11 protein-coding genes are annotated in these 12,920 nt (G+C 66.7%); 6 read left to right on the forward strand and 5 right to left on the reverse strand.

Going from position 1 to position 12,920, the window contains the following annotated elements; genetic code table 11:
* The first annotated feature begins 29 nt into the window (after positions 1-29).
* The gene (locus ACZK2G_RS06780) at positions 30-1,100 is read left to right on the forward strand and encodes a GGDEF domain-containing protein (RefSeq protein ID WP_478475007.1); all 1,071 of its coding nucleotides are present in this window, start codon (positions 30-32) and stop codon (positions 1,098-1,100) included.
* A gap of 121 nt (positions 1,101-1,221) precedes the next feature.
* Complete coding sequence (locus ACZK2G_RS06785) at positions 1,222-2,382, forward strand: AAA family ATPase (RefSeq protein WP_478475008.1); 1,161 nt, start codon at positions 1,222-1,224, stop codon at positions 2,380-2,382.
* Between the two features lie 30 nt (positions 2,383-2,412).
* Here the strand turns inward: ACZK2G_RS06785 and ACZK2G_RS06790 are convergent, their stop codons facing one another.
* Genes ACZK2G_RS06790 through ACZK2G_RS06800 form a run of 3 tightly spaced genes read right to left on the reverse strand, consistent with a single transcriptional unit; the run spans position 2,413 to position 4,661 of the window.
* Complete coding sequence (locus tag ACZK2G_RS06790; RefSeq protein ID WP_046983164.1) at positions 2,413-3,360, reverse strand: DMT family transporter; 948 nt, start codon at positions 3,358-3,360, stop codon at positions 2,413-2,415.
* Positions 3,361-3,405: 45 nt separating this feature from the next.
* Positions 3,406-4,218, reverse strand: coding sequence for a DUF72 domain-containing protein (locus tag ACZK2G_RS06795; RefSeq protein WP_478475009.1), 813 nt, complete (start codon positions 4,216-4,218; stop codon positions 3,406-3,408).
* Positions 4,218-4,661, reverse strand: coding sequence for a VOC family protein (locus ACZK2G_RS06800; protein WP_478475010.1), 444 nt, complete (start codon positions 4,659-4,661; stop codon positions 4,218-4,220). The genes ACZK2G_RS06795 and ACZK2G_RS06800 overlap by 1 nt, the downstream gene beginning before the upstream one ends.
* Before the next feature lie 110 nt (positions 4,662-4,771).
* Between ACZK2G_RS06800 and ACZK2G_RS06805 the strand changes: the two genes are divergently transcribed.
* The 3 genes from ACZK2G_RS06805 to agp all read left to right on the forward strand — a co-directional run bounded on the left by ACZK2G_RS06805 (position 4,772) and on the right by agp (position 9,489).
* Positions 4,772-6,334: a serine hydrolase gene (locus tag ACZK2G_RS06805; RefSeq protein ID WP_478475011.1), complete on the forward strand. Its 1,563-nt coding sequence runs from the start codon at positions 4,772-4,774 to the stop codon at positions 6,332-6,334.
* A gap of 132 nt (positions 6,335-6,466) precedes the next feature.
* Entirely contained in the window at positions 6,467-8,299 is a 1,833-nt protein-coding gene (gene smrA / locus ACZK2G_RS06810; RefSeq protein ID WP_478475012.1) for a multidrug efflux ABC transporter SmrA, read from the forward strand.
* Entirely contained in the window at positions 8,296-9,489 is a 1,194-nt protein-coding gene (gene agp / locus ACZK2G_RS06815; protein ID WP_478475014.1) for a bifunctional glucose-1-phosphatase/inositol phosphatase, read from the forward strand. Before smrA ends, agp begins: the two co-directional genes overlap by 4 nt.
* Positions 9,490-9,498: 9 nt before the next feature.
* Here agp and ACZK2G_RS06820 read toward each other — a convergent pair whose 3' ends face one another.
* Together ACZK2G_RS06820 and ACZK2G_RS06825 are read right to left on the reverse strand one after the other, a co-directional pair.
* Complete coding sequence (locus tag ACZK2G_RS06820; protein ID WP_478475016.1) at positions 9,499-10,494, reverse strand: polysaccharide lyase; 996 nt, start codon at positions 10,492-10,494, stop codon at positions 9,499-9,501.
* 144 nt (positions 10,495-10,638) lie between these two features.
* Positions 10,639-12,447 (reverse strand): DUF885 domain-containing protein, encoded by a 1,809-nt coding sequence (locus tag ACZK2G_RS06825; RefSeq protein ID WP_478475017.1) that lies wholly within the window; start codon positions 12,445-12,447, stop codon positions 10,639-10,641.
* A 113-nt stretch (positions 12,448-12,560) separates the two neighbouring features.
* Between ACZK2G_RS06825 and ACZK2G_RS06830 the strand changes: the two genes are divergently transcribed.
* Positions 12,561-12,917, forward strand: coding sequence for a GFA family protein (locus ACZK2G_RS06830; RefSeq protein ID WP_046983156.1), 357 nt, complete (start codon positions 12,561-12,563; stop codon positions 12,915-12,917).
* The last annotated feature ends 3 nt before the right edge of the window (positions 12,918-12,920 follow it).

Raw genomic sequence — 12,920 nt, forward strand, 5'->3', positions numbered from 1 at the left:
CGCAGTGACCTGCCGGAACGTGACGCTGCATGATCAAGCCCGACAAGCCTGCCAACGAAGCCCTTCGGCTCGAGGCGCTGTACCGCTACCGGATCCTGGATTCGCAGCGTGAGAATTCCTTCGACGACCTGGTCGCGATCGCCAAGGCGGTCTGTGGCACGTCGATGGCGGCGGTGACCCTGATCGATGTGGAACGGCAGTGGTTCAAATCGATCCAGGGCATCGACGCGGCGGAGAACCTGCGCAGCGATTCGATGTGCGGCCACGCGATCCTGCAACCGCAGCAGATCATGGTGGTCGAGGATGCGCTGCAGGACATCCGCTTCCATGACAACCCGGTGGTGGTGGGCGACCCGCACATCCGCTTCTATGCGGGCGCGCCACTGATCAGCTCAGATGGCCTGCCGCTGGGCACGCTGTGCGTGTTCGACGCGCATCCTCAGCACCTGCCCAGCGACAAGGCCGAGGCGCTGGCGGCGTTGTCGCGGCAGGTGATGCTGGTGATGGAGCTGCGCCGCTTTGCGCTCGACATCCAGAAGCACATGCTGGAACGTGATGATTACGAGCGCCTGCTGTCGGAATACCAGGACGTGCTGCTTGCGCAGAATGCCGACCTGGCCGAGCAGAGCCGTACCGATGCGCTGACCGGCCTGCCCAACCGCCGCGCGATGGCGGCGGCGCTGGAAGAGGCGGTTGCGGTGGCGGATGGTCAACCGGGCGTCGCCTGCGTTGCGCTGCTCGACATCGACCATTTCAAGCACATCAACGATTTCCAGGGCCACGCCACCGGTGACCGGGTGCTGGCCGAGCTGGGTGTGCTGCTGCGCTCGCACTTCACCGGCCGCGGCATGGCTGCGCGCTACGGCGGCGAGGAGTTCGTGGCGGTGATGCCGTCGACCGACCTGCACACGGCCGAACTCCAGTGCGAGTTCCTGCGCCTGGCGGTGGCCGACCTGCCGCTTGGATTCCCGGTCACGGTCAGCATCGGTGTTGCCCAGCACCAGCCAGGTGAAAGTGTGGATGACACGCTGGCTCGCGCCGACAAGGCGCTGTACCGGGCCAAGGGCAATGGCCGCAACCGGGTGGAACGGGCGGGCTGAAGCACCCTCAGGTAGATCAACGCCACGCGTGGGTGAAGAATCCATTCGAATGCCGTGCGCGTCGCATTCCCTGCGATCCACGCGCTGCACCATGGCGCTACTTTTCCCACGGACGCCGACCATGCTGCAGACCCTGGCCATCGCCCACTACCGTTCGTTGCACGGGTTGGTGCTGCCGCTGCAGCAGCTGAACGTGGTCACCGGCGACAACGGCAGCGGCAAATCCAGCCTGTACCGCGCGCTGCGCTTGCTGGCGGAGACCGCGCAGGGCGGCGTCGCGGCGGTGCTGGCCCGTGAAGGCGGCCTCGCTTCGGCATTGTGGGCGGGTCCGGAAAAACCAGATCGACGGGTCACTGCCGGCGAGATTCCATTGCAGGGCGGCCCACGCCAGGAATCGGTGGGACTGAAGCTGGGCTTCACCACTGACGAATTCGGCTATGCCATCGATCTGGGCTACCCGCCACCGAGCCGTTCCGCATTCGCACTGGACCCGCAGATCAAGGCCGAGGCGATCTGGGCTGGGCCCTTCCTGCGCAGTGCCAACCTGCTGGTCGACCGCCGTGGTGCAATGGTGCGGCAACGCCATGCGCATGGCTGGGATCTGGTTGACGACCACGTGTCACTGTTCGACAGCCTGTTCACCCAGGTCGGCGATCCGCAGCGCATGCCGGAGACCATCGCCCTGCGCGAGTACATCCGTCGCTGGCGCTTCTACGATCATTTCCGCAGTGATGCCGACGCACCGGCGCGGCAGCCGGCGATGGCCACGCGTACGCCGGTGCTGCATCACGACGGCCGCGATCTGGCCGCAGCGTGGGTGACCATTCTCGAGATCGGGGATCCGGGCGCACTGGCGCGCAGCGTGGACGATGCTTTCCCGGGTGCCACGGTCAGCTTCGAGCCGCTGGATGGCCGGCTGGCCCTGCGCTTCCACCAACCCGGCCTGCTGCGGCTGTTGTCGATGGCCGAGCTGTCCGACGGCACGCTGCGCTTCCTGCTGCTGGCCGCTGCGCTGCATACGCCGCGTCCGCCACCGTTGCTGGTGCTCAACGAGCCGGAGACCAGCCTGCACCCCGATCTCCTGCCGGCGCTGGCGCGGCTGATCATCGCCGCCAGCGCACGCAGCCAGGTATGGGTGGTTTCACATGCCAGCCGCCTGATCGCGGCGCTGGAACAGGCGCCCGGATGCCACTCGCTGCACCTGCAGAAGGAACATGGCCGCACGCTGTTGAGCGGGCAGGGCCTGCTGGATGCACCGGCATGGCATTGGCCGCAGCGTTGACACGGCCATCCACGCCCGGCGTGAATGCGCTCAGTCGGCGATGTTGCGTGCTTCGGCGGTACCGAGAATCTCCGGGTGCTGCACCGGCCTGCGGCGGTTCAACAACGGATGCAGGAATACCGCGCCGACGATGATCGCCACGCCCAGGTAGAACCACGGGGTGACCTCGTGCTGTTCACGCAGTAGCACCACCGCCAGCAGCACGGCATAGACCGGCTCCAGGTTGGTCACCAGCTGCACGGTGTAGGCGCTCAGGTGGCGCAGCGCGACCAGCGCCAGGGCGAACGGCAGCAGCGTGCAGAACCCGGCCAGCACCAGCAGCAGGATGCCGTCGTGCAGGTCCGGTACCACCCAAAGCGGGCTGGCCAGCGCCGGCAGCAGGTAGGGCATCAGCGGCGCCAGCAGGGTCAGGGTGAGGGTACCTGCACCCAGTTCCAGTGCCGTGACCGTAAGCGGATCGGCGTGGCTGACCATGCGCTTGTTGAGCGAGCCGAACACCGCCACCAGCAGCGCCGATATCGCGCCGATCAACACACCCAGGCGCATGCCGTCGGGCACGCCACCGACCACCAGTGCCACGCCCGGCAGCACGGCCAGGCCGAAGGCCAGTTCACGCAGCTGGAACGGCCGTTTGGCAACCCAGGGTTCGATGATCGAGGTGAACACCGGTGCCAGCGCGATGCAGGTGGCGGCCACCGAAGCGTTGGCCAGTTTCACCGCACCGTAGAAGGTCAACCAGTGCAGGGCGACCAGCGCGCCGATGCCGGCATAACCTGCCACCAGTCGCAGTGGCAGGGTACGCAGCCCGCGCCAGACCCGCGGCAGCAGGGCCAGCATCGCTGTCACCAGCAGCATGCGCCACCACACCAGCGGCAGCGCGGGCAGGGTGATCAGTTTGCCGAGGATGGCGGTGACGCCCCACAGCAGGACACAGAAGTGGATCTGCCACAGCGCTTTGCGGGTGTCGGGTGTGCTCATCGGCCTATTGTGAGGCAAGGCGGCGCCCGTCGCGCATCGGTCGTGCTATGCGCCGCCGTCTACGTGCCGCTGCAGCGCCATTGCCGCCGCAGGATTGCGCGCTTTGGCAGCGCCTATGCACAGCAGGTAGACCTCGCGCGGTGTTTCCGTGGCTGCCGTGGCGAGGCAGGGCAGGTCGGCCACCGGCTCGCCGCGTGACCAGCGTCCTGCGCGCTCCGCCCAGCGCTGCTGCACCGGGGCCGGCAGGCCCTCGTTCAAGCGTGCCTGGCTGCGCTTGATCCGCGCGTAGACGAAGCCGGTACTGACATCTCCATGCAATGGCGCCTCGTCGCTGTCCTCGATCACCAGCGCCACGCCATGGCGGCGCGCGGCGGCGACCAGTGCCGGGCCATGTGCTTCGGCGTTGCGAACCTCCAGCGCGTGCTGCAGCGGCACGCCGTCCAACTGCCTCGGCAGCTGTTCCATCATTGCGCCCAGCGCTTCGGCATCGGCCGGATGGCGTGGGTCGAACTGCCACAGCAAGGGGCCAAGCCGGTCACCCAGCGCGAGCGCCGCCTGCAGGAACGGCGCTGCAGCTTCCACGGTGCTGGACAGGTCGCGACGTTGCACCAGGTAGCGCGGCGCCTTCATCGAGAAACGAAAGCCCTCCGGCGTCTGCGCGGCCCATTGCGCGCACTGGGCGGCAGTGGGCGTGCGGTAGAAGGTGCCGTTGATCTCGATGCAGCGTAGCGCGCGGCTGGCATGGGCCAGTTCCTCGCGTTGCGGCAGGCCCGGCGGATAGAACATGCCGCCGCGCCATTCGGGAAACACCCAGCCACCGATGCCGCAGCGGATCGCGGCCTGCGTCGTTGCGGCCATCACTGGCCGTGGTCCACGCGCCACGGATCGTAGCTGCCGAACCACCACAGGTAACCTTCTGGGTCGGTACAGGCGTAGCCACGGCCACCGTAGTCCTGGTCGGCAATGTCGATGACGATGCGAGCGCCGGCGGCCTTGGCCCGCGCGTAGTGCGCGTCGGCATCGGTAACGATCACGCAGGCGCTCTGGGTCTGGCGGCCGCCGACCTCGTCCGGCATCACCGCCAGCTTGGACCATTCGCCGCTACTGCTGCTCGAGCCGAGCATGATCATGCCGCTGCCATATGTGAGCTGCGCATGGAACACGGTATCGCCGTCGGCATACACCGCCTGGACGTGAAAACCGAAGGCGCGTTGCAACCACTCGATGGCGGCCTGCGCGTCACGGTAGCGCAGGCACGGAATGATGGTCGACCCGTTGCTCGGTTGTCCGTTCTCGCCCATGACACCCCTCCTATGGCACAGGGCAGGCTGCGCCCGGGGCCGTTACCATCGCGCGAAACCCCGGTGACGGCCTGCACATGGCCGCCACCCCTGTTCGGAGATCGTGCTGGATGAAAACCTGGATTGGAGGAGCCGTGCTGCTGGCGTGCACGACCATGGCGAACGCTGCGACCCCGGAGCAGCTGCAGGACCTGGATGCCACCGTCGAGCGCGTGCGTGCACAGTTCGACGTGCCCGGCATTGCCGTAGCCGTGGTCAAGGACGGCCAGGTGGTGCTGGAACGCGGCTGGGGCGTGCGCGAGCAGGGCAAGCCGGAGCCGGTGCAGGCCGATACGCTGTTCGCCATCGCTTCCAACACCAAGGCATTCACCGCCACCTCGCTGAACCTGCTGGCTGAGGACGGCAAGCTGAAGATGGACGACAAGGTGATCGACCACCTGCCGTCGTTCCGCATGTCCGACCCGTTCGTGACCGGCCAGATGACGATCCGCGACCTGCTATCGCACCGCAGCGGCCTGAGCCTGGGTGCCGGTGACCTGCTGTTCTGGCCGACAACCTCCTACAGCAACGCCGAAGTGGTGGAGCGTCTGGGCAAGGTGCCACTGAAGGGTGGGTTCCGCGAAAGCTACGCCTACGACAACATCCTGTACGCGGTCGCCCAGCAGGTGATCGAACATGTCTCCGGCATGAGCTACCAGCAGTTCCTGCAGACCCGCATCTTCGACAAGGTGGGCATGGCCGGCACGCGCTACAACGCCGATCACCTGAAGCCGGGCGACAAGGCGGCGGTCGGCCACGCCAAGTTCGATTTCAAGGACCTGCGCACCGTCGCGCCGCTGACCTGGTCGAACAACGCCGGCGCCGGTGGAATCTATTCCAGCGCGCACGACATGGCGCGCTGGATGCAGGTACAGCTGGCCGAGGGCAAGCTGGCCAATGGCACGCCGCTGTTCACCGACAAGAGCCAGCAGCAGATGTGGCGGATGATCACGCCACAGTCGATCCCGGCGCCGAGCGTGCCGGAGCTGGCACTGGCGCGGGCCAACTTCGCCGGCTATGGCGAGGGCTGGAGCCTGAGTGACTACCGCGGGCAGAAACTGGTCTGGCACACCGGTGGCTGGCCGGGCATGGTTTCGCGGCTGACCCTGGTGCCGGGCGAGAAGCTGGGCGTGGTGGTGCTGACCAACCAGGAAGTGGGTGCGGCGTTCAACGCGATCACCCTGAGCGTGCTTGATGCCTATCTGGGCGGCGAGAAGCACGACTGGGTGGATGCCTATGCCAAGGCCGTGGCCAAGGGCCAGGACAAGGCCGACGAGGCCTGGGCCAAGCACCAGGCGGCGCGCGACAAGGGCAGCAAGCCGTCGCTGGCAATGGCCGGCTACAGCGGCACCTTCCGCGACCGCTGGTACGGCGACATGCAGGTCAGCGCCGAGGGCAAGGGGCTGCGCCTGCGCTTCATGAAGACCGCGCAGCTGAGCGGCCGGCTGGAGCATTGGCAGCACGACACCTTCATCGTGCGCTGGGACGACCGTTCGCTCAACGCCGATGCGTTCGTGAACTTCAGCCTGGACCCGGACGGCAGGGTGCGCGAGGTGCGCATGCAGTCGATCTCCGACCTGACCGATTTCAGCTTCGATTTCCAGGACCTGCTGTTCACCCCGGTGGCCCGGTAGGTGCCAACCTTGGTTGGCCTGCGGTAGGGCGCCCACCAAGGTGGGCGACTACCGGGGGGCTCAGGCGATCATCGGCTGGCGTACACATCCGGCGTGGGATACTTCGCCGCTTGCAAGAGGCGAGGGAATGCGATGTTCCGTTGGTTTGAATCCCTGATTCCGGTGTTTCCGCCCGTGGACGGGCGCATGCCGCCGCGCAAGGTGGTGCCGTTCTACCTGCACTACCTGCGCCCGGTGTGGCCGGTGCTGCTGGCCACGCTGATTGCCGGCCTGCTGCTGGCGCTGGTGGAAGTGGCGATGTTCGATTACCTGGGCCGCATCGTCGACATGGTCGCCGAGCAGCCCGGTGCCGGCTTCTTCCAGCGCCATGCCAACGAGCTGGGCTGGATGCTGTTCATCACGGTCATCGCTCGGCCGATCCTGGTCGGCCTGCACAACCTGCTGGTCAACCAGGCGATCGTGCCAGGCCTGAGCAACCGCTCGCGCTGGCTGATGCACAACTACGTGGTGCGGCAGAGCCTGAACTTCTTCCAGAACGACTTCGCTGGAAGCGTGGCCAACCGGGTGATGCAGACCGGTACCTCGCTGCGCGAATCGGCTGTGCAGATGGTCGATTCGCTGTGGTACATCGTGGTCTATACCGGCACTGCGCTGTACCTGTTCGCACAGGCCGACTGGCGCCTGATGGTGCCGTTGATCCTGTGGCTGCTGACCTATGCAGTGATCCTGATGTACTTCGTGCCGCGCGCGAAGGAACGGGCGTGGATCGCTTCCGAAGCACGTTCCAAGGCGATGGGCCGCATCGTCGACGGCTACACCAACATCCCTACGCTGAAGCTGTTCGCCCATGGTGGCCGCGAGCAGGCCTATGTGGCCGAGTCGCTCCAGGAACTGGCGGTGAAGCACCGCGCGCAGACCCGGGTCACCACCGGCATGGACCTGGCCATCGCCATCGTCAACGGTTTCCTGATCGCCGGTACCTGCGGCCTGGCGCTGTGGTTGTGGAACGGCGGCCACATCACCGTTGGCGCGATCACGCTGGCGACCGGCCTGGTGATCCGCATCCACAACATGTCCGGCTGGATCATGTGGACCATCAACGGCATCTTCGAGGACATCGGCACGGTACAGGATGGCATCACCACCATCGCCCAGCCGCTGACCGTGCAGGACCGCGAGGATGCGGTGCCGCTGCAGGTGACCCGTGGTGGCGTGCACTTCCAGGACATCCACTTCCACTACGGCAAGAAGGGCGGCGTGATCGCCGGACTGGACCTGGTGGTGAAGCCGGGCGAGAAGATCGGCCTGGTCGGCCCTTCCGGTGCCGGCAAGTCGACCCTGGTCAACGTGCTGCTGCGGCTCTACGACCTGGAAAGCGGGCGAATCCTGATCGACGATCAGGACATTGCCTACGTTACGCAGGAAAGCCTGCGCCAGCAGATCGGCGTGGTCACCCAGGACACCTCGCTGCTGCATCGCTCGATCCGCGACAACCTGCTGTATGGCCGCCCCGATGCCACTGACGAGCAGTTGCATGCCGCCGTGGCCAAGGCGCGCGCCGCAGCCTTCATCGATACGCTGGTGGACGGGCAAGGCCGGCGTGGCTACGACGCGCACGTGGGCGAGCGCGGCGTGAAGCTGTCCGGTGGCCAGCGCCAGCGCATCGCCATTGCCCGCGTGCTGCTGAAGGACGCACCGATCCTGGTGCTGGATGAGGCGACCTCGGCATTGGACTCGGAAGTGGAAGCAGCGATCCAGGACAGCCTGGACCAGTTGATGGGCAACAAGACGGTGATCGCGATCGCGCACCGCTTGTCGACCATCGCGCGCATGGACCGGCTGGTGGTGATGGACCAGGGCCGCATCGTCGAGACCGGTAGCCACGCCGAGCTGATCGAGGCCGGTGGACTGTACGCGCGGTTGTGGGCGCGACAGACCGGTGGTTTTGTGGCTGCCGATCGGTGATTGCTCTGCTGTTGGCGCTCAGCCTGGCGACCACGGCATCCATGCAAGGCGAAGCCCTCGAGCAGGTCATCCTGCTCAGCCGCCACAACCTGCGCGCGCCCGTGGTGGCGTCCGGCGCGCTCGCCAGCGCGACGCCCGAGACCTGGGCGCGCTGGGACGTGGGCGCAGGCGAGCTGACCACCAAGGGCGGTGTGCTCGAGGTCTACATGGGCCGTTACATGGGCCAGTGGCTGCGCCAGGCACAGCTGCTGCCGGCAACGGGCTGCCCGCAGCGGGATGACTTCCACGCGCACGCCAACAGCCTGCAGCGCACCCAGGCCACCGCACAGTTCTTCGTTGCCGGCGCTTTCCCGGGCTGCCATGTCGCGGTCGAACAGCGCATGCCGCTGGGTACGATGGACCCGCTGTTCAATCCGGTGATCCACCGCGATGACGCGGCGTTCCGCACACGTGCGGTGCCGGCGATGCAGCAGGCGCTGTCCGCATCCGATCTGGCACCGGCACTGTCCGTCGTGGAGGCGATCACCCGCTATCCGCAGTCGGCGGCGTGTACGGGCCGCAGCGACTGCCATCTGGCGCTGGCTGATACCACTTTCAGTGCGGAGCCGGGCAGTGAGCCTCGCGCTTTGGGTTCACTGGCGCTGGCCAGCGGGCTGGTGGATGCGCTGCTGATGGAGCACTACCAGGGACGTGGCATTCCACGCGAGGGTTGGGGCCGCTTGAACAACGAGGCGCAATGGCAGGCGCTGGCGCAGATCCGCAACCGCTACCAGGACATCCTGTTCGGCACCCCCGAGGTCGCCCATGACGTGGCCGCGCCGCTGCTGGCACGGGTGAGTGCATTGTTCGAAGATCCGGCGTCGCCGAAGGTGACCCTGCTGGTCGGTCACGATTCCAACATCGGTTCGGTGCTGGCGGCGCTGGGCATCTCGGACTACGCGCTGCCCGGCCAGTACGAAAAGACGCCGATCGGTGGCCTGCTGCAGTTCGAGCGCTGGCGTGACCGCCACAGCGGCGTGGAGCGGATCCGCCTGGCCTATGTCTATCCGACCACCGCGCAGCTGCGTGATGCACAGCCGCTGACCGAGGCACAGCCGCCGGGCCTCGTCGCGCTGTCCCTGCCGGGCTGTGACCGGCAGGGCTGCAGCAGTGCCCAGTTCCAGCAGCTGCTGCAGCAGGCCCGCCACTGAAACAGAGGTCTATCGCAGCGGTGTACGCACGAGGCCGTGCGCGGCCATCAGCGTAAGGTCGCCGCCCAATCGCGGTGAGTGGAACGGTCCGTGTGCATGTGCGGCATCGAACAGGCCGCCATCCGGTGAGCGCAACCGGTAGAACTCGACCCAGCCGCTGGCCTTCAGTGGCAGCTGTGTGATGCCGGTGTGTTGGTTGAACCACGCGGGATCGTTGCTGCCTTCGATCACTCGGCGTGCCAGGCGGTCGATGGCGTGATCCCGGCTGGCATACCAGTCCTGTCCGCGCAGCCGTGCCAGTTCGGCCATCATCACCAGTGGCGCCAGCGCGTAGTCGTGGTAGTGCAGGGCACGCTGCCCGCGCGCCATTTCCAGCGGCAGGCTGCCATCGTCCTGGATGTCATCGATGCCCTTCTGGAAGGCGGCGTGGCCGGCCTGCCAGAGAGCATCGTCCTCGGTGGCCAGGCCGGTGGCCAGTACGCCCAGGCCGCCCCAGTAATAGTGGTTGTTGCGGCGCCGTTTCGGGTTGTCCCAGTAGGCCAGGTTGGCGCGTGCCAGCTGCTTCAGCCACGGATCGATACGCGCGCGCTGCTGCGGGTCGGCCTGGTCATGCACCTTCAGGTAGGCCATGGCCACCGCATCCAGCATCCACTGCCGCATGTAGAACGACTGGTCGTTGTTGACCCGGATCATCTGCCCGAGCATCGCGCCGTCCTTCGCCCAGGCGCCGAGCCAGGCCAACGTGCACTGCGCAGCGGCACGATCACCGTCACGCAGATAGTCGTCGCTCATGCGTGCCACGTCGGCGGCATAGCGGTCCAGTGGCGCGGTGGCGTCATGATTCTGCTGGTGCAGCGCCGGGTCGATCACCGAGCCGGCCTTGTTGGTGTAGTAGCCCAGGGCACGGATGTCGGGCTGGCCGGGCGGCGGCGGGCAGGTGGCGAAGGCAGAGACGCTGGCCAGCAGTGCGGGTAGCAGGGCGAGGCGAAGCAAGGGAAGCGACATGGAAACCGGCGGAAGGGGGAGCCCGGCGAACGATGCGCCTGGCCATGTTGCCGGCATGTGATGCGGCGATGGCGTGGCGATCCTGCACGAACAGAACGGCCCGGGTTTGCCCGGGCCGCTCTCGTTCAACTCACACCCGATCCATCACTCGATCGGCTGGTCCAGCATCAGCTGGCGTGCGAAACGCACCGGCGGGGCGCCGTAGGACAGCATCTGGTCGTGGTAGGCCTTGAGGTTGAACTTGTCACCCAGCTTGTCCTGCATCGCCTTGCGGGTGTCGAAGTGTTCCTGCGCACCGACGAAGTAGGTCGGCAGCTGAGCCGAGGTCAGCTGCGCACGCACCCACTTGCCCGAGGCTTCGCTTTCCTGCTGGAAGGCGTCGTGGGTCATCAGGTGCATCGCCTTCTCGCGATCCCAGTTGTCCACGTGCACGCCCTGGTCGAGGATCGCGTTGGAGATCGTGCGCAGGTAGAACTTCAGCTGCACCAGGTGGAACAACGGGTCGTTGTTGAGATACCCCTGCTCCTGCATCATGCGCTCGGTGTAGACCGCCCAGCCTTCGGCGAACAGGCCCGAGCGCAGCACCGCACGCAGGGTGGAGGGGAACTTGGCCGAATGCCAGCCTTCCAGGTAATGGCCCGGCGTGCCTTCGTGGATGCTCAGCAGGTGGATCATGCGCGAGTTGTACTCACGCAGGAACGAATCAACCTGCTTGTCGTTCCAGTCGCCCGGAATCGGCGAGACGGCGTAGAAGGTCTTCAGGTTCTTGTCCAGCGGGCCCGGCGAATCGCAATAGGCCACGGCCACGCCACGCTGGAATTCCGGCATCAGGATGATGTCCACCGGCGCGTCGGGCAGGGTCATCAGGTCGTGCTCGCGGACGAACGCAGTGGACTGCTCCAGTGCGGCCTTGGCGTCGTCGACCACCTTGTCGCGCGCCGGCTTGTCAGCGTAGGCCAGCTCCAGCGCGGCCTCGATCGCCTTCTGCTGCTGCTCGTCGGTCGGCTGCGCCGGCATTTCCGGTGCGCCGGGCTTGTCCTTCAGCACGGTCTGCGCGATGCCGTACATGTCTTCGCGCACGCGCTTGAGTTCGGCGCGTGCCCGCTCGCCGATCTCCTGCCGCGACAGCGAGGAATTCAGCGCGAACTTCAGCTTCTGGTCGTACTTCTCCGCACCGATGCGGAAGTCGCCCTTGGCGTTGGGCACCAGGGTCTTGTCCAGCCAGGTCTGCTGCTCGTCCACGGCCTTCTTCAGGCCATCGATGGCGGCCTGCAGGCGCTGCTGGTCGGCCTGCGGCAGTTCGCCGATGTGCGGGGTGATGAAGGTATCGACGATGCTGAGAATGCCCTTGTTCTGCTTGGCCACCGTCTCGGCATGGATCTTTGGCACGCGGGCCGGATCCAGGTTCTCGCGGGCCTGGGCGAAGATCGCCGGCAGCTTCTCCATGCGCGCGGTGGCCGCCTTCAGGCGCTCGGGCAGCGGTGCGAATTCACGGGCCATCAGCCCGTAGATCGCGCTGCCGGCCACGCCGTTGTACAGCTGCGGGTCCCACTTGCCGGACTGCATGACCTCGGCATTCCAGATCTCCGACTGCAGCTGGTTGCGCAGGATCGCCGCGTCCACCTGGTTCTCGCGGCCCAGCTTGGCCACCTCGATCTTGTCCAGCTCGCCCAGCAGCGCCTTGTAGGCGGCCACGGTCTTCTGCTGGCCGGCGGCACTCAGATCGTCGATATCGCTGTCATAGCGGTGGTCGCCGATCTGGGTGGCGCTGACCGGCGAGAGCTGCATCCAGGTGTCCAGGGCGCGCTTGGACAGGTCGGCGAAGGCGGCATCAACCGCTGCGTCACCGGCCTGCTGGCTGGCGGCCGGGGTGGAACCGTTGGTCGGGGCGTCGGCCGGCTGGCAACCGGCCAGGGCGGCGACCAGGGCGAGGGCAAGAAGATGCGGGCGCATCGGCGTTCCTGTACTGGGGTCAATTCCCGAGCATAGGCCCCCGGAGCTGCTTTGTCCCCGTGCCATAGGATTACCATGGGCACTGACAAGGACCCTCCAGCGGAGCGCAGGACATGGAATACCAGGGAAGCTGCCATTGCGGCAGGATCGCATTCACCGTACAGGCCGAGGCGCCGATCAGCGACGTCATCGACTGCAACTGCTCGATGTGCCGTCGCCGCGGCAGCCTGCTGTGGTTTGCCCCGCGCGAGGCGTTCCAGCTGAGCACCAATCCCGCGGACGTGGCCACCTATCATTTCAACAAGGCCCACATCGATCATCACCACTGCCGCGAGTGCGGCGTTGCCCCCTACAGCGAAGCGGTGGACCCGCGCACCGGCACGCCGATGGTGGCGGTGAACGTGCGCTGCGTACCGCAGGTGGATCTGGCCACGTTGGCGGTGATGTCCTACGACGGAGCGGCACTGTGAGGC

This window comes from Stenotrophomonas sp. 107298_Sma (assembly GCF_056480345.1).

Bases quoted from the DNA above. Each gene is read 5' to 3' on its own strand.
- ACZK2G_RS06785 (WP_478475008.1), top strand. From the start codon at position 1,222: ATGCTGCAGACCCTGGCCATCGCCCACTACCGTTCGTTGCACGGGTTG.
- smrA (WP_478475012.1), top strand. From the start codon at position 6,467: ATGTTCCGTTGGTTTGAATCCCTGATTCCGGTGTTTCCGCCCGTGGAC.
- ACZK2G_RS06800 (WP_478475010.1), bottom strand. From the start codon at position 4,661: ATGGGCGAGAACGGACAACCGAGCAACGGGTCGACCATCATTCCGTGC.
- ACZK2G_RS06795 (WP_478475009.1), bottom strand. From the start codon at position 4,218: ATGGCCGCAACGACGCAGGCCGCGATCCGCTGCGGCATCGGTGGCTGG.
- ACZK2G_RS06830 (WP_046983156.1), top strand. From the start codon at position 12,561: ATGGAATACCAGGGAAGCTGCCATTGCGGCAGGATCGCATTCACCGTA.
- ACZK2G_RS06825 (WP_478475017.1), bottom strand. From the start codon at position 12,447: ATGCGCCCGCATCTTCTTGCCCTCGCCCTGGTCGCCGCCCTGGCCGGT.
- ACZK2G_RS06780 (WP_478475007.1), top strand. From the start codon at position 30: ATGATCAAGCCCGACAAGCCTGCCAACGAAGCCCTTCGGCTCGAGGCG.
- ACZK2G_RS06820 (WP_478475016.1), bottom strand. From the start codon at position 10,494: ATGTCGCTTCCCTTGCTTCGCCTCGCCCTGCTACCCGCACTGCTGGCC.
- ACZK2G_RS06805 (WP_478475011.1), top strand. From the start codon at position 4,772: ATGAAAACCTGGATTGGAGGAGCCGTGCTGCTGGCGTGCACGACCATG.
- ACZK2G_RS06790 (WP_046983164.1), bottom strand. From the start codon at position 3,360: ATGAGCACACCCGACACCCGCAAAGCGCTGTGGCAGATCCACTTCTGT.